This window comes from Kluyvera georgiana ATCC 51603 (assembly GCF_001654985.1).
Lineage (GTDB): Bacteria > Pseudomonadota > Gammaproteobacteria > Enterobacterales > Enterobacteriaceae > Kluyvera > Kluyvera georgiana.
Window position 1 is genome coordinate 22316 of record NZ_LXEU01000029.1, and the last position, 22529, is coordinate 44844.

Consider the following 22529-nt stretch of genomic DNA (forward strand, 5'->3'; position numbering starts at 1 on the left):
GTAAAAATATCACCGGGGTAACCTAAGGTGGAGTGAATGACGAAAACAATCCTGCATTGCACAATGCTGGCGGCGCTGTTGATGGCATCGACAGGCAGCGCAAGAAGCGCGGAAGATACAAGATGGCAAGCGGCGCCGGGAGATGCTTACCAGGCACAACTGACTATCAAAGAGGCGATTCTTCGCGCCTTTGCACGTAACCCCAATATTTCGATGGCCGCGGCGCAAATTAGCGTCGGCAAGGCCAATCTTAGCGAGGCGGAAAGCGCCTGGTTCCCGCAGGTCTCTTTGCAAGGGAATACCGGACGTTCTCATCGAACAGACTCTTCCGGTTCGCTGAACAGTAACGCCTCAGCCGGTATTAACCTGCGCCAGCTGCTGTGGGATTTTGGCAAAACCAGCGGCAGTATTGATGAGCAACATAACCTGTCGGATGCCTATCGCTACCAGCTCTATGATTCACTGAATCAGGTCGGTATGCAGACGCTGCAAACCTATCTCCAGGTTAAGCGTTTTCAGGCGCTGGAGGAGTCGGCGAAAAAAAATACCAACTCGCTGAACAAAGTGCTGGAGATGGCTAAACTTCGCGCCGAAGCTGGGCTAAGTTCGCAGTCTGACGTATTGCAGGCGCAAACCCGTATCGCCGGAATGAACGCTACGCTGGCGCAATATACGGCGCAGCGGATCTCCGCTCAGGCAGCGCTCAGCGTGCTGACCGGCGTGACTGCAGACACGCTGCCCGACCTGCCGGTCGATCTGCTTAAGCAAAAAATCACCCTCAAAACGCTTCCCTATGAGCAAAGCTATGCGGTACGCAGCGCACGCGCTAAACAGCTCGCGGCTGACGATCGTATTCGTCAGGCTCAGGCTCAGCACTGGCCAACGCTGTCGGTGCAGGCCGGCCGTACGCGCTACCAGAGCAGCAGCAACAGCAGCAATTACTGGGACGATCAGGTCCAACTGGTGGTGGATGCGCCGCTGTATCAGGGCGGGGCGGTCAGCGCGAGAGTTGACGCAGCGGAAGGCGATCGTGCCAACGCGCGTGCGCAGGTGGAGGCCAGCAAACTGGATATCAACCAGAAAGCGGCAACGGCATGGGCGGATCTGGCCGGATCGCAGCAGCGCCAGCAGGCTGGTGAAATACAGTACGCCAGCGCCGAGCGGGCGCGAGGGGTGTATCAGGGTGAATACCAGCTCAGCAAACGCAGTCTCAATGATTTGCTCAGCGTTGAACAGGATGTTTTTCAGGCCGATACCTCGACCATCACCGCGCGCTATGACGGCTGGGATGCGGCCGTACGCTATGCCGCTGCGGCAGATAACTTACTCGACATGTTAGGTATCGAGCGGAGCCGTACCGTGGGCGACACGCTGCCTTCTCTTTAAACGCACAGGGTACAGGAGATGTAGATGCAACATCCCGAAACCGAAAGCTGGATCAATGTTATGGTGCGGGCGGCAGGGCGTTTTGGCCTGCCCGCTGACGCGCCGGCGGTACGTCAGCAGATGCGCTGGTTTGAATCCTTGCCTCTGAATGTACGACTGGAGCGGCTCAGTGGATTAATGGGGCTACAGGTTCGGACCGCCGAACTGAAAAATATGCGCTGGAATGCGCAGACCCTGCCGGTGATAGTCCAACTGGAATCCGGCGAGCTGATGCTGCTGGAGGCGATCGACGCAGACGGACTGGTCAGCTACTGGCTCAGCGACGGCGGCGATCTGGTGCGTGAAGAACCGCTGGAAACCCTGCTCACCCGTGTTAAACCCGAGATTGTGCTATTGGGTATCGCCGCACGCGGGCGCGATTCGCGTATCGATGAGTTTACCCGTCCCTGGGAAGCACACTGGTTCTGGCGTCATTTCTGCCACAGCGGACGCAAGCTGAGCGAGATTGCGCTGGCTTCGATTGTTGGCAACGTGCTGGCGCTGGGGGCGATCCTTTTCTCAATGCAGGTGTATGACCGGGTTATTCCGGCGCAGTCGATCCCGACCCTGTGGGTGCTGTTCTTCGGCGTGTTGATGGCGGCGGCGTTTGAGTATTTTATTCGTCTTGCGCGAACCCATGTCTCCGACATTATGGGTAAGCACATCGACCTTAAGGTCTCCTCGCTGTTCTTTGCGCGGGCGATGGCCATCAAAAACGACGCGCGTCCCAAATCCACCGGCTCATTCATCTCCCAGCTCCGTGAAATTGACCAGGTGCGCGAGCTTCTGACGTCAACTACCGTCGGCGCGGCGATGGATATGCCCTTTGTTTTCCTGTTCCTTGGCATTATGGCGCTGGTGGGCGGCCCGCTGGTGGCGGTTCCGCTGATCGCCATCCCGCTGATTGTTATTCCTGGCCTGCTGGTGCAGTGGCCGATGGCGAAGCTGGCGAAAGAGGGGATGCGCGAGAGCGCTATCCGTAACGCGGTGCTGGTCGAATCGATCGAAGGGATCGAGGATATCAAAGCCCTGCAGGCGGAACCCTATTTCCAGCGCCAGTGGGAGCACACCCATTCGGTAGGTGCCGCAATCGGCATGAAACAGCGCGTGTGGGGCGCACGGCTTAGCGGATGGGCCTCTACTGTCCAGCAGATCACCTACGCCGGGATGCTGGTGTTCGGCTGCTATCTGGTGCTGGATGGTGGGATCACGACCGGTACCCTGGTCGCCTGTAGCCTGCTTTCCTCGCGTACGATTGCGCCGCTGATGCAGCTGACGATGGTCTTCTCGCGCTGGCAACATGCGAAATCAGCGATGACCGGACTGAATGAGTTGCTGAAAAAGCCGCTCGATAAAGAGGCCGACAAAAAAATGGCCCACTGCCCGGTGCTGGCGGGTCACTACCAGGTCCAGGGCTTGCAGTACAGCTATGACGAAGAGAAGGGCGAGCAGGCGGTACAGATAGGTGAGCTGGAGATTAAGCCTGGCGAGCGCGTTGCCATTCTCGGCAAAACCGGTGCCGGAAAGTCGACGTTGCTGAAGCTGCTCTCTGGCCAGGCGCAGGCCACGAAAGGCAAAACGATTATCGACGGCGTTGATATGGCGCATATCGACCCCGATGACGTCCGTCGCCAGGTGGGCTACCTCTCTCAGGATTCGCGTCTCTTCTTCGGTACGCTGCGGCAGAATCTGATGCTGGGGCATCCTCATGCCACCGAGGCGGAACTTATCCAGGCGCTGCGTATCAGCGGAGCGATCGCCATGGTGCAGCAGGATGCCGCCAGTCTTGACCGGTTGATCAACGAAGGTGGACGCGGGCTTTCCGGCGGACAGCGGCAGATGGTGCTGTTGAGTCGGTTAATCGTTCGCAATCCGCAGATTGTGCTGCTGGATGAACCCACCGCATCAATGGATGAACAGCTGGAGGCCTGGGTTATCCGCCAGCTCCAGCAGTGGCTGACCGGGCGTACGTTGATCCTGGTAACCCATCGCCCGGCGTTACTCAATCTGGTGGACAGAATAGTGGTGATGGAAAACGGCAAAATTATTGCCGATGGCCCACGGGATTCGCTGCTTAAGCAGGCGCAGAATAACAGTAACGTGGCGTCTATCGCCTGAGGATATTGCCATGAGTCAACTGGGGATGCAGGAAGAGCTGGCGCGCCAGGGGCGGTTTTACTCGTCGATTATCTGGCTGTCGCTGATCGGTCTGGTGGTCTTTGTGGTCTGGGCGTGGTGGGCGATCCTTGATGAGGTGACTGTCGGTACGGGCAAAATCACGCCCTCGACCCATGCGCAGGTGATCGAAAGTCTGGATGGCGGGATCATCAAGTCGCTGGCGGTACGCGAAGGGGATATTGTCGAGCAGGGGCAGGTGCTGGCCCGGCTTGACCCGACACGGTTTCAGTCAAATTACGGCGAAGCGGCTGCCCGTGCCAGAGCGCTGCGTGCGTCCAGCGAGCGTCTACGTGCTGAACTGACCGGCGCGCCGCTGAAGTTCAGCGCCGAATCTATGCGCGAGCCGGATCTGGTTGCCCGCGAACAGCAGCTGTATGAATCCCGTCGCCGCAACCTGAATGAAACGGTCAACAATCTGCAGAAAAACTACCGGCTGGTGATAGCGGAGCTGCAGATGACCCAGCCGCTGGTACAGAAAGGGGCAGCAGGCCAGGTTGAGGTGATCCGTCTTCAGCGTCAGGCCACAGAGCTACAGGGTAAAATCGATGAGGCGCGTAACCAGTTTGCGGTGCGGGCGCGGGAAGAACAGGTAAAAACCAATGCCGATCTTGATGCTCAGTTACAGGTCATGGCGGGGAAAGCGGATCAGCTGGATCGCGCTACGCTTTTTTCCCCGGTGCGTGGCGTGGTGAAGGATATTCAGATCACCACCGTCGGCGGCGTGCTCCAGCCGGGCGGTAAGCTGATGGAAATTGTGCCACTGGAAGATCAGCTGTTGGTTGAAACGCGGATTAACCCGCGTGATATCGCCTATATTCGCCCAGGCCTTGCCGCTACGGTGAAGGTCACTGCTTACGATACGTCGATCTATGGCAATCTGAACGGTACGGTCGAAGTGGTTTCGCCGGATACATTACAGGATGAGGTTCGCCGGGATCAGTTCTACTATCGGGTTTACGTGCGGACCGACAGCGCTGAACTGCGCAATAAAGCGGGGCAGCGTTTTCCGATCCTGCCGGGGATGGTGGCAAGCGTTGAGATTAAGACCGGACAAAAATCGGTGCTCGATTATCTGATCAAACCGCTGAACAAGGTGAATGAAGCGTTGCGTGAACGCTAGGAGCGTATCGAAAACCCTCCCCCGCCAGGAGAGGGTCAGCCAGTCGTATTAGCGGCCTGCATGCTTCATTATGCGGGCTTTATCCAACTGCCATTCACGATCTTTCAGATCGGAACGTTTATCGTGCTGTTTCTTCCCTTTCGCCACGCCGATTTTTACCTTACACCAGGCGTTTTTCCAGTACAGCGACAGCGCCACCACGGTGTAACCCTCGCGGTTGATACGCCCGTACAGGGAATCCAGTTCGCGCTGGTTGAGCAGCAGCTTACGGGTGCGGGTAGGATCGCAAACGTAATGCGTAGACGCTACGGCCATCGGGGTAAAGTTGGCACCGAACAGGAACGCTTCACCGTCTTTCAGGATAACGTAGCTGTCGCCGATGTTGGCTTTACCTGCGCGCAGGGATTTCACTTCCCAGCCCTGGAGTGCCAGGCCCGCCTCAAATTCTTCTTCGATAAAGTATTCGTGGCGGGCGCGTTTATTCAGCGCAATCGTGGCCGATCCAGGTTTGTGTGCTTTTTTCTTTGTCATAATATCCTGAAATTATCGCTAATCTGATAAACCTAGCCTCAAGCTCCCGCGAGGCGTAATGCGTTATCTTAGCACGATATAGCCTGCGTCCGTTTTTTTTAACCGTAGATAAATGATACTATTTACGCCGTGTTCGATCATGGAAATTGCTATGCCTCAGATTAGCCGTACTGCGCTGGTTCCCTACAGCGCGGAGCAAATGTATCAACTGGTGAATGATGTGAATGCCTACCCGGATTTTCTTCCCGGTTGTACGGGCAGCCGCGTTCTGGAGTCTGGACCGACGCAAATGACGGCGGCGGTCGATGTCGCAAAAGCGGGTATCAGTAAGACCTTTACCACGCGTAATACCTTAACCGATAACCAGAGCATTTTGATGCACCTGGTCGATGGGCCGTTTAAAAAGCTGATTGGTGGCTGGAAGTTTACGCCATTAAGCCAGGACGCCTGTAAGATTGAATTCCATCTCGATTTTGAGTTTACCAACAAACTTATTGAACTGGCGTTTGGTCGTATCTTTAAAGAACTGGCGCTGAATATGGTGCAGGCCTTCACGATGCGCGCCAGAGAGGTTTATCGTGTCGGGTAAGATTGTCGTGGAGGTGGCCTACGCGTTGCCGCAAAAGCAGTATGTTCAGCGCGTTACCCTGAATGAGGGGGCGACGATCGAGCAGGCGATTCAGGCAAGCGGCCTGTTAGCGCTGCGTAATGATATTGATCTGAGCAAAAATAAGGTCGGTATTTATAGTCGCCCGGCGAAACTGCAGGATGAGGTTCACGATGGCGACCGGGTTGAGATTTATCGCCCGCTCATTGCCGATCCAAAAGAGCTTCGCCGCCAGCGGGCGGAAAAGTCGGCGCAGAAAAAGGGATAACCCTCGGCTGCTGTTTGCAGACAATAAAAAAGCGCTCATTGAGCGCTTTTTTTCGTCAGCGTTGGCTTATTTGGTCAGCGCCGGTTTGTTATCGATGTTGGTCAGCACACCGCTGCTGTTGAAGGTCAACGTCAGTGTCTGCTGGGTCGCCTTTTCATGGCCTGGCTGCTGGCGGAAAACATAGAACCAGGTGTTGGTGCCGAACGGATCGGTCATCATCGGGGTACCTAAGGTGTAGGCGACCTGTTGTTGGGTCATACCTGGACGAATTTTCGCTACATCGTTAGGTGCCAGGTAGTTCCCCTGACTAATATCAGGACGGTAAACCACTCGCTCCAGAGTGGAACAGCCTGCAGTCATCATCAGAAGAACCGCTGCGGCAGCAGTCAGCGTTTTACAGCGCATAGTGATTTGATTCCTTTTCGGGCCCGAGCAGTACGCGGCTCATATGTCATGTGCCGATGATAATAGACCTGAGGTAAGTTGGAAACCTTTGATATCAGGTCTTACGGCGTTTTTATTGTGAACTCAGACTCTAGGAAATCAAAAAAGTTTATGCGGCCAGCAACTCTTTCGCATTCGCCAGCGTATTACGGGTGACTTCACTGCCCCCCAGCAGCCGCGCCAGCTCTTGCAGACGAGCCCGTTTATCCAGGGGCTGCATATGGGTTTCCGTCATTGCGCCGTCGGTCTCTTTGCTGACGTAGAAGTGGTGGTGCCCACAGCCTGCTACCTGCGGCAGGTGGGTTACGCACATCACCTGGGTTGATTCACCCAACTGGCGCAGCAGCTTACCGACCACCGCCGCCGTTGGGCCGCTAATGCCTACGTCTACTTCATCGAAAATCAGCGCCGGGGTTTCCATTTTACGCGCGGTAATCACCTGAATAGCTAACGCAATACGCGACAGCTCACCGCCGGAAGCCACTTTGGCAATCGCCTGCAGCGGCTGGCCCGGGTTGGTAGTGACGCGGAACTCAATACGATCTGCGCCTTCGGCGGTCAGATGCTGTTCTTCAAAGCTGACGTCAATATCAAACACGCCGTGCGGCATAGAGAGCATATGCATGCTGTCGGTAATCAACTGCGCCAGTTCTTGGGCGCTGGCCTGACGCTGAGCGTGCAGCTGGCGCGCGGTGTCCAGTGCCAGTTGATGATAGCGAGAAACAGCTAGTTTGAGCGTTTCAAGCGAGTCGCTCTGGTCGTCGAGCAACTGCTGTTCATCCAACAGCGACTGATAGTATTCCGGCAGCGCTTCCGGCGAGATTTGATGCTTCCGCGCCAGGGAAATTTGTTTTGACAGACGCTGTTCCAGCTCGAACAGACGATTTGGATCGAGATCCATCCGGTCGCAATAATGGCGCAGTTCGTCGCTGGCTTCGCTTAGCTGAATGGCCGCTTCTTCCAGCATATCCAGCACGCCGGAGAGTTTGCCGTCCATGCTCACCAGTTCGCCCGCCAGCTGGCGGGCGGTATAGAGCTGGCTTTGCAGGTTCACGTCATCGCCGTCGGCCAGGATAGCCAGCGCATGCTGGCTCGTGGAGAGCAGCTGGCCGCTATTAGCAAGGCGCTTGTACTCTTCATCGATTTGTTCATATTCACCGGGCTGCGGATTGAACTCGATCAGTTCTTTCAACTGGTATTGCAGCAGTTCGGCTCGCGCGGCGCGTTCCTGACTTTGCTGCTGGTGAGCCGCCAGATCGCGGCAGCTCTGGTGCCAGAGGCGGTAATTTTCCGCCATCTGATGTGCGAGATTGGACTCGCCAGCGTAGGCGTCGAGCAGCGTTTTCTGGTGTTCGGATTTGACTAACAGCTGGTGGGCATGCTGGCCGTGGATCTGGATAAGCAGCTGGCCCAGTTCGCGCAGTTGGGAAAGCGGTACGGCCGTGCCGTTAATAAAGCCACGAGAACGACCGTCGCTGCTGATGACGCGGCGCAGCAGGCACTCGCGGCCATCTTCCAGCTGGTTCTCCTCGAGCCAGCGCAGGGCCGCTGGCGTGTCCTTCAGCGCAAAGCGCGCGCAGAGGTCGGCGCGTGTGGCGCCAACGCGAACCATGTCGGCTTCCGCTCGGCCACCCAGGCACAGCCCGAGGGCATCAATTGCAATAGATTTACCCGCACCGGTTTCCCCGGTGATGGCCGTCATGCCGCTGTTGAAGTCGATTTCAAGTTCACGAACGATTGCAAAATTGCTGATGGTCAGTTGTGCCAACATAGCCGCTTTCCTGTATGAAAACCCATAACTGTGTTTTCATACAGTATAGACTGGTTTTTTATCCAGTAAAGAGGCGGCGATAAAATTAGAACAATTTTTTTGACCAGCCGAGTTTGGTGCTTAATGTATTGAAATAGCTGTAGTCTTTAGGGTGAATCAGATTCAGGTGATAGTCGCTGCGGCGGATTAAGACATCCTCGCCTTCCTGGATGGGCAGGGCAATCTGGCTATCACAGCTAATTTCCAGGTCGCTGCGGCGGTGCGAAAAGCGCAGGCGGATGGTGCTGTTGCTGTTGATCACCAGCGGGCGCGCGGAGAGTGTATGCGGGAACATTGGCACCAGAGTAATCGCATCTAATGATGGGGTGAGAATCGGCCCCCCGGCGGAAAGTGAGTAGGCGGTGGAGCCGGTGGGGGTGGAGATAATCAGGCCATCGGAACGCTGAGAGAAGGCGAAGGTCTCGTCGATATACACTTCGAACTCAATCATGTGCGCCACTTTGCCCGGGTGTAGCACGACTTCGTTGATGGCGGTGCTGATACGCTTCTGACAGTTCTGCTGGCACACCTGTGCCTCCAGTAAGAAGCGCTTTTCGGCAATGTAATTGCCGTCCAGTACGTCGGCAAGCTGCTGATGGGCGTTATCCGGGTCGAGGTCGGTCAGAAAGCCGAGATTACCGCGGTTAATGCCAATGACGCTGATGTCATAGCGCGCAAGAGTCCGCGCTGCGCCGAGCATATTACCGTCGCCGCCAACGACTACCGCGAGATCCGCTTTCTGACCAATTTCGGCCAGCGTGCCGGTTTTCACATTATCGAGCTTCAGCTCCTGGGCTATCTGGCGCTCAACAATCACATCGAGGCCTTTGGTGCACAGCCAGCGATAGAGCATTTCATGTGTCGTCAGGGCCGTCGGGTGACGAGGGTGTCCTACAATACCGATACACTTGAAATGATTGTTCATTTTCTGAATGTCCTTGTGCCGAAGATTGGTGACAATGTGAGAGCTTCCCTTGAAACCCGAAATCTTATCCCCATAATAAGCGAAGTTAGCGAGATGATTGCGAAAAAACGCGGAGAAATTCATGAGTAGTAAAGAACAGAAAACGCCTGAGGGGCAATCCCCGGAAGAAATTATCATGGAACAGCACGAAGAAGTTGAGGCGGTTGAACCAGACGCTTCTGCTGAGCAGGTGGATCCGCGCGACGAAAAAATTGCGAACCTTGAATCGCAGTTGGCGGAAGCCGAAACCCGCGAGCGCGAAAGCGTGCTGCGCGTGAAGGCCGAGATGGAAAACCTGCGTCGTCGCACTGAAATTGACGTTGAGAAGGCGCATAAGTTTGCGCTGGAAAAATTCGTCAATGAACTGCTGCCGGTGCTGGATAGCCTGGACCGCGCGCTGGAAGTGGCGAATAAAGACAGCGACGCGATGGCGGCGATGATCGAAGGTATTGAACTGACGCGTAAGTCGATGCTGGACGTGGTCGCCAAATTTGGCGTGCAGGTTGTCGCCGATATCGACGTGCCGATGGATCCAAACGTTCACCAGGCGATTGCGATGGTGGAGTCCGATGACGTTGCCGCTGGCAACGTGCTGATGGTGATGCAGAAGGGGTATACCCTGAACGGCCGAACCATTCGTGCGGCGATGGTGTCCGTCGCGAAGGCGAAGGCATAACCTTCGCGTTGCCCTCTCCCCAGCCGGGGAGAGGGAATATCTTTAATCCTGCACGCTTTCCCGAATCGGCTTAACCGGGTTCACCTGCACCTGCTTAATCACGTTATCCTGCACGTCGAGAATATCAATATCATAGTGGGCGATACGCACCCGTGTGCCGGCCGCGGGAATCTCTTCCAGCGCTTCAACAATCATCCCGTTCATGGTGCGCGCTTCGTCTTCCGGCAGATGCCAGTTGAAAGCCTTATTGAGTTCACGCACGTTGGCGCCGCCGTCGATAATCACCGAACCATCATTTTGCGGGGTCACTTCTTCGGCAAGCGACGGTGACATGGAGGTGGTAAAGTCGCCGACAATCTCTTCCAGAATGTCTTCCACCGTCACCAGACCCTGAATATCGCCATACTCATCAACGACCAGCCCCACCTTTTTCTTATTACGCTGGAACTTCACCAGTTGGGTGCTGAGCGGCGTTCCCTCCGGCACGAAGTAAATCTCATCGGCGGCACGCAGCATCACCTCTTTGGTGAACTCTTTTTTCTCGGTCATCAGACGATAGGCTTCGCGCACGCGCAGCATACTGATGGCGTCGTCGAGGGTATCGCGGTACAGCACGATGCGGCCATGCGGCGAGTGGGTGAGCTGGCGGACGATAGACTTCCAGTCGTCGTTGATGTTGATGCCGACGATTTCGTTGCGCGGCACCATAATGTCATCGACGCTGACCTTCTCCAGATCCAGTACCGATAGCAGCATGTCCTGGTTGCGGCGTGAAATCTGCGAGCGTGATTCATTCACGATGGTGCGCAGCTCATCTTTGCTGAGCGCGCTGCTGATAGTGATGTCGGTTTTAATGCCCATCATGCGCATCAGGATGCGGGTGATGAGGTTAAGCAGCCAGACCAGCGGCATCATCAGAACTTGCAGCGGCGCGAGCAGGAAGCTGCTGGGGTAGGCAACCTTTTCCGGGTAGAGCGCGGCGATGGTTTTGGGCAGCACTTCAGCGAACACCAGTACCACAAAGGTCAGTACCCCGGTGGCGATGGCGACGCCCAGATCGCCGTACAGGCGCATGCCGACAATGGTGCCGAGCGCGGAAGCCAGGATGTTGACCAGGTTGTTGCCAATCAGCACCAGGCTGATGAGACGGTCAGGTTTTTTCAGCAGCTTTTCAACTCGCCGCGCGGATTTGTCGCCCTGTTTGGCCAGATGACGCAGCCGATAGCGGTTTAACGTCATCATGCCGGTTTCAGAACCGGAGAAATAGGCGGAGATGACCACCATGATGATCAGCGTCACGATCAGCGTGGTGGTAGAGATATGTTCCAAGAGAATTCCTTAGTACTTAGCCCACGAATTGTTGAATCACGCGGCTACCAAAGTAGGCGAGCGTCAGAATGCCAGCGCCCGCCACGTTAAACCAGACCACCCGGCGGCCGCGCCACCCTTCGTGATAGTGACCCCATAACAACACGATATAGACGAACCAGGCGATGATGGAAAGGACGGCCTTGTCGATATTTTCCATGCTAAACAGGTTATGCATGTAAAACAGGCCGGTACAGAGGGTCAGCGTGAGCAGAACCACGCCAACCTGGGTGATGTGAAACATTTTGCGTTCAATGACCATTAGCGGCGGCATTTCGTTGTTGAACGCCAGCTTCTTATTCTTGAGCTGATAGTCAATCCATGCGAGCTGTAGCGCATACAGGGCTGCGATAATCAGCGTCGCGTAGGAGAATAACGACAGGCCAATATGCACCATCATCCCCGGCGTCGCTTCCAGATGGGTAATAAACTCATTGGGCATAAAGGTGGCGAAGGCGAGGTTGATCAGCGCGAACGCATAAACAATGGGCAACAGCAGCCACCCGCGGTTACGCGAGGCGACGATGGTCATCACCGTACAGATCATCAGGCTCACCAGCGAGCCGACGTTTAACAGGCTGAGATTCTGCCCGCTGTCACCGCCCGGCAGGATACGGGCTTCCAGCGCAAATGCATGGCACACCAGCGCCACGGTGGCGGAAAGAATCGCCATACGCCGCCAGCCGCTGTTTTTTTGCAGCAGGCCGGGAATGATCAGCGCCAGGCTGATGGAGTAGGCAACAAGCGCGAGCAGGGCAAACACAGGCATAAAGAGTCGGCAGTCGTCAAAGTGAAGAAAGAGAAGCAGTATATACGCAAAATCCCTCGAGTTGTATCAAGGCGCGCAGGTGGTGTGAGGGCGATGGCGTCACGTTACGTGATATCAGCGCCAACCACGGCCTCACAACTCGCCCGGTGTCGTGTTATACTCCCGCAAATTTCCGTTTTTTTGTCGCGTGAGCGACTCACCGTTTCCACCCCAGGCGAGAGACAATGTTTGATAATTTAACCGATCGTTTGTCGCGCACGCTGCGCAATATCAGTGGCCGTGGACGCCTTACTGAAGACAACGTAAAAGAGACGCTGCGCGAAGTGCGCATGGCGCTGCTGGAGGCTGACGTTGCGCTGCCGGTAGTGCGTGATTTTATCAATCGCGTAAAAGAAAAAGCGGTTGGTCATGAAGTTAACAAAAGCCTGACGCCAGGCCAGGAATTCGTCAAAATCGTCCGTAGCGAACTGGTTTCGGCGATGGGCGAAGAGAACCAGACGCTGAACCTCGCCGCGCAGCCGCCGGCTGTGGTACTTATGGCGGGCCTGCAGGGTGCGGGTAAAACCACCAGCGTCGGTAAGCTCGGTAAGTTCCTGCGCGAGAAGCACAAGAAGAAAGTCCTGGTGGTTTCTGCCGACGTTTATCGCCCGGCGGCGATCAAACAGCTGGAAACCCTGGCCGAGCAGGTCGGCGTGGACTTCTTCCCGTCTGACGTTGGCCAGAAGCCTATCGACATCGTTAACGCGGCGCTGAAAGAAGCGAAGCTGAAATTCTACGACGTGCTGCTGGTGGATACCGCCGGTCGTCTGCACGTTGATGAAGCGATGATGGACGAAATCAAGCAGGTTCACGCGGCGATTAAGCCGGTTGAAACCCTGTTTGTGGTTGATGCAATGACCGGCCAGGATGCGGCGAATACCGCCAAGGCCTTTAACGAAGCGCTGCCGCTGACCGGCGTGGTGCTGACCAAGGTCGATGGTGATGCGCGCGGCGGTGCAGCGCTCTCCATTCGTCACATTACCGGCAAACCGATTAAATTCCTTGGTGTCGGCGAGAAAACCGAAGCGCTGGAGCCGTTCCACCCGGACCGTATCGCTTCCCGTATTCTCGGCATGGGCGACGTGCTGTCGCTGATCGAAGATATTGAGAGCAAGGTTGACCGCGCGCAGGCTGAGAAGCTGGCGACCAAGCTGAAGAAGGGCGATGGTTTCGACCTGAACGACTTCCTGGAACAGCTCAAGCAGATGAAAAACATGGGCGGCATGGCGAGCCTGATGGGCAAACTGCCGGGCATGGGCCAGATCCCAGACAACGTTAAATCGCAGATGGATGACAAAGTGCTGGTGCGTATGGAAGCGATCATCAACTCGATGACGCTGAAAGAGCGCGCGAAGCCGGAAATCATCAAAGGTTCCCGTAAGCGTCGTATCGCCCAGGGCTGCGGCCTGCAGGTGCAGGACGTGAACCGTCTGCTCAAGCAGTTCGACGACATGCAGCGCATGATGAAGAAGATGAAGTCGAAAGGCGGCATGATGAAAATGATGCGCGGAATGAAGGGAATGATGCCACCAGGATTCCCCGGCAGATAATACGGATTGCATTTTGCCCAAAAATGAGTAAAATTTTCGGGCTTTTAATATGACACCGGGCCCCTTCCCTCGATGGGGCCCGGTTGTTCTATTCACACAAGAGGATGTTATGGTAACTATTCGTTTAGCACGTCACGGCGCTAAAAAGCGTCCGTTCTACCAGGTTGTTGTTACTGACAGCCGTAACGCACGTAACGGTCGCTTCATCGAGCGCGTTGGTTTCTTCAACCCGATCGCTTCTGGCGCGGAAGAAGGCACCCGTCTGGATCTGGACCGTATCGCACACTGGGTTGGCCAGGGCGCAACTATCTCTGATCGCGTATCTGCGCTGATCAAAGAAGCTAAAAAAGCAGCTTAATCTGTCACGGTGGTCATGATGAGCAAGCAACACACCGCACAAGCACCTGTTGATCCGATCGTATTGGGGAAAATGGGTTCTTCCTACGGTATCCGTGGTTGGCTCAGAGTGTTTTCCTCCACCGAAGACGCCGAAAGCATTTTTGACTATCAGCCCTGGTTAATCCAGAAGGCGGGTCAGTGGCAGACCGTTGAGCTGGAAAGCTGGCGCTACCACAATCAGGATATCGTCATTAAGCTGAAAGGCGTTGACGATCGCGATGCCGCGAATCTGCTGACGAACTGCGAAATTATCGTGGATTCCTCGCAGCTGCCGGCGCTGGAAGATGGAAGCTATTACTGGAAAGACCTGATGGGCTGCCAGGTAGTGACCACGGAAGGCTACGGTCTCGGTAAAGTCATCGATATGATGGAAACCGGGTCGAATGACGTTCTCGTCATTAAGGCAAACCTGAAAGATGCATTTGGTATCAAGGAGCGGCTGGTTCCGTTCCTCGATGGGCAGGTTATCAAGAAAGTCGATCTCGCTACTCGTACTATCGAAGTAGATTGGGATCCTGGTTTTTAAACCACCGGATAAACGGTAAAAGACGGCGCTATGTGGATTGGCATAATTAGCCTGTTTCCTGAAATGTTCCGCGCAATTACCGATTACGGGGTAACTGGCCGGGCAGTAAAAAATGGCCTGCTGAGCATCCAGAGTTGGAGTCCACGTGACTTCACGCATGACCGGCACCGTACCGTGGACGATCGTCCTTACGGCGGCGGACCGGGGATGTTAATGATGGTGCAACCTTTACGGGACGCCATTCATGCAGCAAAAGCCGCGGCAGGTGAAGGCGCAAAGGTGATTTATCTGTCACCTCAGGGACGCAAGCTTGATCAAGCAGGCGTCAGCGAACTGGCCACGAATCAAAAGCTGATTCTGGTATGTGGTCGCTACGAAGGTATCGATGAGCGCGTGATTCAGACCGAGATTGACGAAGAATGGTCTATCGGCGATTACGTTCTCAGCGGTGGAGAGTTACCGGCAATGACGCTGATCGACTCCGTTTCCCGGTTTATTCCGGGGGTACTGGGTCATGAAGCATCGGCAATCGAAGATTCGTTTGCTGACGGGTTGCTGGACTGTCCGCACTATACCCGCCCTGAAGTGTTGGAAGGAATGGAAGTACCGCCGGTTCTGCTGTCGGGAAACCATGCCGAGATACGTCGCTGGCGTTTGAAGCAGTCGCTGGGCCGCTCCTGGCTTAGAAGACCTGAACTTCTGGAAAACCTGGCTCTGACTGAAGAGCAAGCAAGGTTGCTGGCGGAGTTCAAACAGGAACACGCGCAACAGCAGCATAAACATGATGGGCTGGTCTAAGACCCCCAAATATCAGTTTACCCAGGATAAGAGATTAAATTATGAGCAACATTATTAAGCAACTTGAACAAGAACAGATGAAGCAGGACGTACCTTCCTTCCGTCCGGGTGATACCGTGGAAGTGAAAGTATGGGTTGTTGAAGGTTCCAAAAAACGTCTGCAGGCATTTGAGGGCGTGGTTATCGCTATTCGTAGCCGCGGTCTGCACTCTGCATTCACTGTTCGTAAAATTTCCAACGGCGAAGGCGTTGAGCGTGTCTTCCAGACTCACTCTCCGGTAGTTGACAGCATTGCTGTTAAACGTCGTGGTGCTGTACGTAAAGCTAAACTGTACTACCTGCGTGAGCGCACTGGTAAGTCTGCTCGTATCAAAGAGCGTCTTAACTAAGATTCGCGCAAGCGACATCCTGTTAGAAAGGGCTGGCCGAAAGGCTGGCCCTTTTTTTATCCTCAAAGGCACCATGCGTTAACATTTGGTTGTTAAATCATTTACAATGCCCTCATTCATTGGAGGGCAGTGTGAGCGGCAGAGCATTCAACATCACAGCACTGAAACAGTGGGCCGCCGGACTTGCGCTGTTGGCTATGGCGCTGATTATCTTTGCTCCGCTGATCTCGGTGTCGCTACAGCAATCGCCAATGAGCGCGATGCCCGGTATGCACCATGAAATGACGATGCCAATGCCCACTCATCATTCGATGTCGGACAGCATACCCATTGACCACGGTGAAGCCTGCGGCTACTGCGTGCTGCTGACGCATATGCCAGGCGTAATGCTGGCGCTGTGTGCACTGCTGTGCGCGTTGTTGCTGCGCGTGACGATTGTGTTGTTCCCACCTGTCGTCACCCACTGGTGCTATTTTCCCTGGCTCTTTCCTGATACCCGCGCGCCGCCGCGTTTGCCTGCTGTACCTGCTTAAAAATAATCAATGACGCCTCAGCGTCACACCACTTTTCGCATGTATGAAGGAAGAGTATGACAACCTGCACCTCGCGGGCGGCATGGGTGCACCTGCTGCGCCGCCTGCATTTTTTTATCGGTCTGTTTGTTGGGCCATTTATTTTCGTCGCGGCCCTGACGGGCACGCTGTATGTCGCCACGCCGCAGCTAGAGAACCTGCTGTATCGCGATGCGCTACACGGCACCATTGGCGGAGAGCGGCAGCCAATAGCCGTGCAGATTGCGGCTGCGGAACGCGCGTTGGATACACCGTTGCGTTTGAGCGCCGTACGACCTGCGCTGGAAGCGGGTGAAACCACACGCGTAATGTTTGCCGATCCGGCGCTTCAGGTCTCGGAAAATCGCGCCATCTTTATTGATCCGGTGACGTTGGCGGTGAAAGGCGATATGACGGTCTACGGTACCAGCGGTATTTTACCGCTGCGTCAGTGGATTGATTATGCGCATCGATCGCTATTGCTCGGCGATACGGGGCGCTTATACAGCGAGCTGGCCGCGTCGTGGATGTGGGTGGCCGCGCTGGGGGGAATTGTCCTGTGGGCCTTTACCCGCCCTAAGCGACGGATCAAAAGCCGTCTGCAAAATACGCGCCGCCTGCATGTCACCCTTGGCTGGTCTCTTCTGGCGGGAATGTTGCTCTTTTCCGCGACCGGCTTAACCTGGTCGCAGTGGGCCGGGGGTAACGTTGATAAGCTGCGCGCAGCTTTTGGTTGGCTGACACCGCAGGTCAATACCCAACTGCACGGTGGTGAGATGATGGCGATGGATCCTCATTCGGAGCATCGCGGCCATTCGGGCGAGATGATGCCACATGTTTCACAGGTCGCCTGGGAGCGGATCGATGCCGTCCTTAACGTTGCTCAACGCGGCGGCATCGATGCCACTCATCTGGAGATGCGCCCGCCGCGCAGCGCCGATCGTGCCTGGACGGTCACTGAGATCGACCGGCGCTGGCCCACGCAGGTCGATGCCGTTGCGGTCGATCCGCACTCTCTGGCGATTATCGACTCTACGCAGTTTGCTGATTTTCCGTTGATGGCAAAGCTCACGCGCTGGGGTGTTGATTTCCATATGGGGATCCTGTTCGGTTTGCCAAACCAGCTTTTGTTGATCGCCTTTGGGCTGGCGCTGTGCGTGGCGATTGTGATGGGCTATCGGCTCTGGTGGATTAAACGCCCTGCCCAGCTACAGAGCAGCCCGCTGCAAACGTTGACGCAAAGCTGGCTGGCATTGGCGCTGCCTGCGCGCATTGCGACACTCGTCGTCACTGCGGCACTTGGTCTGGCGTTGCCAGTGATGGGGGCAAGTTTACTGCTGTTTGTTGCTATTGACTGGGTGCGCTGGCGTAGCAGGGTCGCGCAGGGATTATCGCGCGCAGCTGAGTAGGGGGCTTAAATCAGGGGGAACGCATTGGCGTTCGCCCTTTTTTATACCTCTCAATTAAAAGTGTAATTATTATTGTACACATTGGTGGTAATTACTTTGCCTTTAATAGGGGTTGTAAATAATAATTTACGGATTTTGGATTGATATCTTTACTCATTATGATATTGTGAGTGCACCTCATTGAGGAAACAACTATCGCAAACGAGCCATAACAGGTAATGCCATCATGCAAAAAGACGCGCTGAATAACGTAAATATCGCCGATGAACAGGTTTTGATCACCCCGGATCAGCTGAAAGCTGAATTTCCGCTCACCGTTGAGCAGGAAGCGCAAATCGCCCAGTCACGTAAAACGATTTCTGACATTATCTCCGGTCGCGATCCGCGTCTGCTGGTAGTGTGTGGGCCTTGCTCCATCCACGATCCTGAAGCTGCCATCGAATATGCGCGTCGATTTAAAACACTGGCGGAAGAGGTCAGCGATAGCCTCTACCTGGTGATGCGCGTCTATTTTGAAAAGCCGCGTACTACCGTCGGCTGGAAAGGGCTTATCAACGATCCGCACATGGATGGCTCGTTTGATGTGGAAGGCGGACTGAAAATTGCCCGTCGTCTGTTGGTTGAACTGGTCAGCATGGGGCTGCCGCTGGCAACCGAGGCGCTGGATCCGAACAGCCCGCAGTACCTGGGCGATCTGTTCAGTTGGTCAGCGATTGGCGCGCGTACCACAGAATCGCAGACGCACCGCGAAATGGCTTCTGGCCTGTCGATGCCGGTCGGTTTCAAAAACGGCACCGACGGATCGCTGGCGACCGCCATCAACGCGATGCGCGCTGCGGCGATGCCGCATCGTTTCGTGGGGATCAACCAGGCCGGTCAGGTTTGCCTGCTGCGCACCCAGGGTAACCCGGATGGACACGTGATTCTGCGCGGCGGTAAAAAGCCGAACTACGGCCCGGAAGATGTGGCGCAGTGTGAAAAAGAGATGGAACAGGCGGGACTGCGCGCATCGCTGATGGTAGATTGCAGTCATGGTAATTCCAATAAAGACTACCGTCGTCAGCCTGCGGTAGCGGAATCCGTTGTCGCACAGATCAAGGACGGTAACCGTTCCATTATTGGTCTGATGATTGAAAGCAACATTCACGAAGGCAATCAGTCTTCCGAGCAGCCGCGCTGTGATATGAAATACGGCGTATCGGTAACCGATGCATGCATCAGTTGGGAAACGACCGATGCGCTGCTGCGTGAGCTCGACAAGGATTTACGCGGCCATCTGGCGGCTCGTCTGGCGTAAGAGGATTGTATGGTTGCTGAACTGACCGCGCTGCGCGATCAAATTGATGAAGTGGATAAGGCTCTGCTGAACCTGCTGGCGAAGCGTCTGGAACTGGTGGCGGAAGTTGGCGAAGTCAAAAGCCAGTACGGCCTGCCGATTTATGTCCCGGAACGTGAGGCTTCAATGCTGGCTTCGCGTCGCAAAGAGGCCGCCGCATTAGGCGTGCCGCCTGATTTGATTGAAGATGTGCTGCGTCGCGTGATGCGCGAGTCCTACTCCAGCGAAAACGACAAAGGCTTCAAAACGCTCTGTCCGTCGCTGCGCCCGGTGGTGATTGTCGGCGGCGGCGGCCAGATGGGGCGGCTGTTTGAAAAAATGCTGACCCTGTCCGGCTATCAGGTGCGGACGCTGGAAAAAGAAGACTGGGCAAACGCGCCAGAAATGGTGGCGGATGCCGGTATGGTCATCGTCAGCGTGCCAATCCACGTCACTGAGCAGGTGATTGCAAAGCTACCGCCGCTACCGAAGGACTGTATTCTGGTGGATCTGGCCTCGGTGAAAGCCGGGCCACTGCAAGCGATGCTGTCGGTGCACTCGGGGCCCGTTGTGGGGCTGCACCCGATGTTTGGTCCGGACAGCGGCAGCCTGGCTAAACAGGTGGTGGTCTACTGCGATGGCCGCCAGCCGGAAGCCTACCAGTGGTTCCTCGAGCAGATTCAGGTCTGGGGCGCGCGTTTACATCGTATCAGCGCGGTTGAGCACGACCAGAATATGGCGTTTATCCAGGCGCTGCGTCACTTTGCGACTTTCGCCTATGGCCTGCATCTGGCGGAAGAGAATGTGCAACTGGAACAACTACTGGCGCTCTCTTCACCGATCTACCGCCTGGAACTGGCGATGGTTGGCCGTCTGTTTGCTCAGGATCCGCAGCTGTACGCCGACATTATTATGTCGTCTGGTAACAATCTGGCGCTGATTAAACGTTACTACCAGCGCTTTGGCGAGGCAATTGGGCTGCTGGAGCAGGGCGATAAGCAGGCGTTTATCGACAGCTTCCGTAAGGTGGAACACTGGTTCGGCGACTACGCACAGCGTTTCCAGAGTGAGAGCCGCGTCCTGTTACGCCAGGCGAATGACAGTCGGCAGTAAACGAAAACTGTATATACTTGAAAGCCAGGGGAAATCCTCTGGCTTTTTTTATGGGATGAAGACGATGGCTGAAGCAAACCTGCTGTTTGATTACACCGGACATCTGCCGGAATGCCCGACCTGGAGCGACGCCGAGCAGGCGTTGTACTGGGCGGACATCATGGAGTGTGAAATTCACCGCTATGTACCTGCGACGGGCGACCACCAGATCTTACAGTTCCCGGAAGAGGTTGGCTGCTTTGCGCTGAGGGAGAAGGGGGGCTTTATCGTCGCGCTACGCAGCGCAATCTGGCTTGCCGATAGCCGCGGTCTGCTCCAGCATAAAATCTGCGATAACCCAAGTAATCCACAGCTGGCGCGTTTTAACGACGGCGGCACCGATCGCGATGGACGTTTTTATGCCGGTACCTTCTGGGGGCCGGGTGATTACAACGGGGCGCTGTTGGTTAGGGTGGATAACCAACTGAGGCCAAAGGTGATTCAGTGTGATATTCACGGCGCCAACGGTTTGGCATTCAGCGAGGATAAAGGCTGGATGTATACCTCCGACACGCCAAACGGCGTGATTTATCGTACGCCGCTGGACGCCGACGGCGAACCGGGAGCGCGGGAGGTGTTCCGCTTGTTTCAGGACGGTGAGGGGATCCCGGACGGCGCGGCTATCGATGAAGAAGGCTGTTACTGGAGCGCGATGTTTGACGGCTGGCGCGTGGCGCGCTTCTCGCCAACGGGGGAGCAGCTTGCGGAATATCGTCTGCCGGTGCGTTGCCCGACGATGGTCTGCTTCGGTGGCGCGGATATGCGCACGCTGTTTATTACCACGACCCGAGAGAATATGTCGGCGGATGAGGTGGCGCAGTATCCGCTTTCTGGTGCCATCTTCACCCTGCACGTTGAAGTCGCAGGGATGAAGAAGCTACCGTTTATCGAACGTTAAACCGGGTCGACCGGTACCACGTTCTCGCTTGGGTAGCAGCCCAGCACTTTCATCGAGCGGGTAATACCGGAAAGCTCTTTGAGTGCTTTTTGCATCGGCAGCGCGTCCAGGTTCGCCTGGACGTCGAGATAAAACATCTCTTCCCACGGGTTGCCGTGAATCGGGCGCGATTCGAGCTTGGTCATAATCAGGTTGTGATTACGCAATACCAGCAGCGCTTCAACCAGCGCACCGGCCTGCTGCCCGGTGGCGATCAGCAGGGTGGTTTTCGCCGGTACCTGGTCGGAGACGTTCACCGCTTTGCGCGCCAGCACCAGGAAGCGCGTGATGTTCTGCGTCTGGTTCGCCTGGCAGCGTTCCAGCACCTGCAAGCCATACAGCTTGCCGCCGGCTTCGCTACCCAGCGCCGCGACGGTTGGTGAGTTGGCCTGCGCCACTTTTTCCATTGCCGCCGAGGTGCTCTCGGTATACTCAATTTTCCACTGCGGATAATGGCTCAGGAACTGGCTGCACTGCTGGAACGGCTGCGGATGGCTGTAGACCGTTTCAATGGTGTCGAGGGTGGTCGTGCCGTTGACCAGCACGCAGTGGTCGATAGGGACCGTCATTTCGCCCACGATCGACAGACTGGTATGCTGCAGCAGGTCGTAGACGTCGTTAATGCCGCCGGAGCTGGTGTTTTCAATCGGCACCACGGCGTAGTCAGCCTGGCCGGTCTCGACCTGATTAAAGATATCGGCAAATTTCAGGCAGCCGCTTTCGATGAACTGCTCAAAGTGGCGGGCGGCATACTGGCGGGCCGCCAGATGCGAGTAGGAACCTTTCGGGCCCAGAAACGCGATACGTGCGGAGTGCGGGTTAATTTTATTCAGGTGCTGCTGGAGCAGGGTTTGCTGGGTCAGGACTGAATCTTCAATGATGAGCTGGAACAGGCGGGTGATGTAGTGCGCGTCAAGCTGGTGGGCTTTGCCCAGCGTAATCAGGCGTTCCAGCAGATCGCGCTCGCGGTCGATGTCGCGGACCGGGCGGTGAGACGCCAGCTTGGCTTTACCCACCTCAATGGCCAGGCCGCGGCGCTCGGCCAGCAGGCTCACTAATTTCTCATCAAGGGCGCTTATCTTATCGCGTATCGCCAGTAACGGATTTTCCGAAGTCATCATGTTTGCCTTTCTTGTTATCAATAAAAAAGGCCCCCCGGTGTGGGAGGCCTTATTGTTCGTCTTCGCATTCTTTATCACACGACGAAACGCCTCCCATTCAGGGGAAGGTAAAAAAGAATGCGAAGAAAAACGGTAGAAGTTTCACTATCAGGTTAAATCCTTAGCGTGATGAGGTTTTACAGT

At 55.7% G+C, this 22529-nt stretch carries 24 protein-coding genes and 1 other annotated feature; of the genes, 16 read left to right on the plus strand and 8 right to left on the minus strand.

The window, feature by feature from the left end:
- Window positions 1–36 precede the first annotated feature (36 nt).
- Genes M989_RS06065 through M989_RS06075 form a run of 3 tightly spaced genes read left to right on the plus strand, consistent with a single transcriptional unit; the run spans window position 37 to window position 4723 of the window.
- Window positions 37–1386 carry a TolC family outer membrane protein gene (locus M989_RS06065; protein ID WP_083965128.1) on the plus strand — a complete coding sequence of 450 codons (1350 nt, stop codon included), beginning with the start codon at window positions 37–39 and terminating at the stop codon, window positions 1384–1386.
- Between the two features lie 24 nt (window positions 1387–1410).
- Window positions 1411–3543: a type I secretion system permease/ATPase gene (locus tag M989_RS06070; protein ID WP_064543344.1), complete on the plus strand. Its 2133-nt coding sequence runs from the start codon at window positions 1411–1413 to the stop codon at window positions 3541–3543.
- A 10-nt stretch (window positions 3544–3553) separates the two neighbouring features.
- Window positions 3554–4723: a beta-barrel domain-containing protein gene (locus M989_RS06075; RefSeq protein ID WP_064543346.1), complete on the plus strand. Its 1170-nt coding sequence runs from the start codon at window positions 3554–3556 to the stop codon at window positions 4721–4723.
- 48 nt (window positions 4724–4771) lie between these two features.
- On the opposite strand, the gene smpB is transcribed toward M989_RS06075, so the two are convergent.
- A complete protein-coding gene (gene smpB / locus M989_RS06080) occupies window positions 4772–5254 on the minus strand; it encodes an SsrA-binding protein SmpB (RefSeq protein WP_064543348.1) in 483 nt (160 codons plus the stop codon).
- A 151-nt stretch (window positions 5255–5405) separates the two neighbouring features.
- On the opposite strand from smpB, the gene M989_RS06085 reads away from it, so the two are divergent.
- Both M989_RS06085 and M989_RS06090 read left to right on the plus strand, forming a co-directional pair.
- The gene (locus M989_RS06085; protein ID WP_064543350.1) at window positions 5406–5843 is read left to right on the plus strand and encodes a type II toxin-antitoxin system RatA family toxin; all 438 of its coding nucleotides are present in this window, start codon (window positions 5406–5408) and stop codon (window positions 5841–5843) included.
- Window positions 5833–6129, plus strand: a complete 297-nt coding sequence (locus M989_RS06090) for an RnfH family protein (protein ID WP_064543352.1) — start codon at window positions 5833–5835, stop codon at window positions 6127–6129. Before M989_RS06085 ends, M989_RS06090 begins: the two co-directional genes overlap by 11 nt.
- 66 nt (window positions 6130–6195) lie before the next feature.
- Here the strand turns inward: M989_RS06090 and bamE are convergent, their stop codons facing one another.
- From bamE to nadK, 3 genes are all read right to left on the minus strand, one after another.
- Window positions 6196–6534 carry an outer membrane protein assembly factor BamE gene (gene bamE, locus M989_RS06095; protein WP_064543353.1) on the minus strand — a complete coding sequence of 113 codons (339 nt, stop codon included), beginning with the start codon at window positions 6532–6534 and terminating at the stop codon, window positions 6196–6198.
- 148 nt (window positions 6535–6682) lie between these two features.
- Window positions 6683–8344, minus strand: a complete 1662-nt coding sequence (recN, locus tag M989_RS06100) for a DNA repair protein RecN (RefSeq protein ID WP_064543355.1) — start codon at window positions 8342–8344, stop codon at window positions 6683–6685.
- An 85-nt stretch (window positions 8345–8429) separates the two neighbouring features.
- Complete coding sequence (gene nadK / locus M989_RS06105; protein WP_064543386.1) at window positions 8430–9308, minus strand: NAD(+) kinase; 879 nt, start codon at window positions 9306–9308, stop codon at window positions 8430–8432.
- Window positions 9309–9429: 121 nt separating this feature from the next.
- Between nadK and grpE the strand changes: the two genes are divergently transcribed.
- A complete protein-coding gene (gene grpE / locus M989_RS06110) occupies window positions 9430–10023 on the plus strand; it encodes a nucleotide exchange factor GrpE (RefSeq protein WP_064543356.1) in 594 nt (197 codons plus the stop codon).
- 42 nt (window positions 10024–10065) lie between these two features.
- Here grpE and M989_RS06115 read toward each other — a convergent pair whose 3' ends face one another.
- A complete protein-coding gene (locus M989_RS06115; protein WP_064543358.1) occupies window positions 10066–11352 on the minus strand; it encodes an HlyC/CorC family transporter in 1287 nt (428 codons plus the stop codon).
- Between the two features lie 16 nt (window positions 11353–11368).
- Window positions 11369–12160 carry a cytochrome C assembly family protein gene (locus M989_RS06120; RefSeq protein ID WP_064543360.1) on the minus strand — a complete coding sequence of 264 codons (792 nt, stop codon included), beginning with the start codon at window positions 12158–12160 and terminating at the stop codon, window positions 11369–11371.
- 224 nt (window positions 12161–12384) lie between these two features.
- On the opposite strand from M989_RS06120, the gene ffh reads away from it, so the two are divergent.
- From ffh to M989_RS06170, 10 genes are all read left to right on the plus strand, one after another.
- Window positions 12385–13749: a signal recognition particle protein gene (gene ffh / locus M989_RS06125; RefSeq protein ID WP_064543362.1), complete on the plus strand. Its 1365-nt coding sequence runs from the start codon at window positions 12385–12387 to the stop codon at window positions 13747–13749.
- Window positions 13750–13858: 109 nt separating this feature from the next.
- Window positions 13859–14107, plus strand: coding sequence for a 30S ribosomal protein S16 (rpsP, locus tag M989_RS06130; RefSeq protein ID WP_064543364.1), 249 nt, complete (start codon window positions 13859–13861; stop codon window positions 14105–14107).
- A gap of 18 nt (window positions 14108–14125) precedes the next feature.
- Window positions 14126–14674, plus strand: a complete 549-nt coding sequence (rimM, locus tag M989_RS06135; protein ID WP_035894946.1) for a ribosome maturation factor RimM — start codon at window positions 14126–14128, stop codon at window positions 14672–14674.
- Between the two features lie 30 nt (window positions 14675–14704).
- On the plus strand, window positions 14705–15472 hold the full coding sequence (gene trmD, locus M989_RS06140) for a tRNA (guanosine(37)-N1)-methyltransferase TrmD (protein ID WP_064543366.1): 768 nt from the start codon (window positions 14705–14707) through the stop codon (window positions 15470–15472).
- A gap of 41 nt (window positions 15473–15513) precedes the next feature.
- On the plus strand, window positions 15514–15861 hold the full coding sequence (gene rplS, locus M989_RS06145) for a 50S ribosomal protein L19 (RefSeq protein ID WP_006687325.1): 348 nt from the start codon (window positions 15514–15516) through the stop codon (window positions 15859–15861).
- Window positions 15862–16058: 197 nt separating this feature from the next.
- The gene (locus M989_RS06150) at window positions 16059–16394 is read left to right on the plus strand and encodes a DUF2946 domain-containing protein (RefSeq protein WP_083965129.1); all 336 of its coding nucleotides are present in this window, start codon (window positions 16059–16061) and stop codon (window positions 16392–16394) included.
- A gap of 56 nt (window positions 16395–16450) precedes the next feature.
- Window positions 16451–17821: a PepSY-associated TM helix domain-containing protein gene (locus M989_RS06155; protein WP_064543370.1), complete on the plus strand. Its 1371-nt coding sequence runs from the start codon at window positions 16451–16453 to the stop codon at window positions 17819–17821.
- A 226-nt stretch (window positions 17822–18047) separates the two neighbouring features.
- Window positions 18048–19118, plus strand: coding sequence for a 3-deoxy-7-phosphoheptulonate synthase AroF (gene aroF / locus M989_RS06160; RefSeq protein ID WP_064543372.1), 1071 nt, complete (start codon window positions 18048–18050; stop codon window positions 19116–19118).
- 9 nt (window positions 19119–19127) lie between these two features.
- On the plus strand, window positions 19128–20249 hold the full coding sequence (gene tyrA / locus M989_RS06165; RefSeq protein WP_064543374.1) for a bifunctional chorismate mutase/prephenate dehydrogenase: 1122 nt from the start codon (window positions 19128–19130) through the stop codon (window positions 20247–20249).
- 64 nt (window positions 20250–20313) lie between these two features.
- On the plus strand, window positions 20314–21186 hold the full coding sequence (locus M989_RS06170; RefSeq protein WP_064543388.1) for an SMP-30/gluconolactonase/LRE family protein: 873 nt from the start codon (window positions 20314–20316) through the stop codon (window positions 21184–21186).
- Here the strand turns inward: M989_RS06170 and pheA are convergent.
- Complete coding sequence (pheA, locus tag M989_RS06175; protein ID WP_064543376.1) at window positions 21183–22343, minus strand: bifunctional chorismate mutase/prephenate dehydratase; 1161 nt, start codon at window positions 22341–22343, stop codon at window positions 21183–21185. The genes M989_RS06170 and pheA overlap by 4 nt on opposite strands.
- A 23-nt stretch (window positions 22344–22366) precedes the next feature.
- Window positions 22367–22492, minus strand: a sequence feature (Phe leader region).
- Entirely contained in the window at window positions 22444–22491 is a 48-nt protein-coding gene (gene pheL, locus M989_RS26025) for a pheA operon leader peptide PheL (RefSeq protein ID WP_121497579.1), read from the minus strand. It overlaps the preceding feature by 48 nt.
- Window positions 22493–22529: the final 37 nt, after the last annotated feature.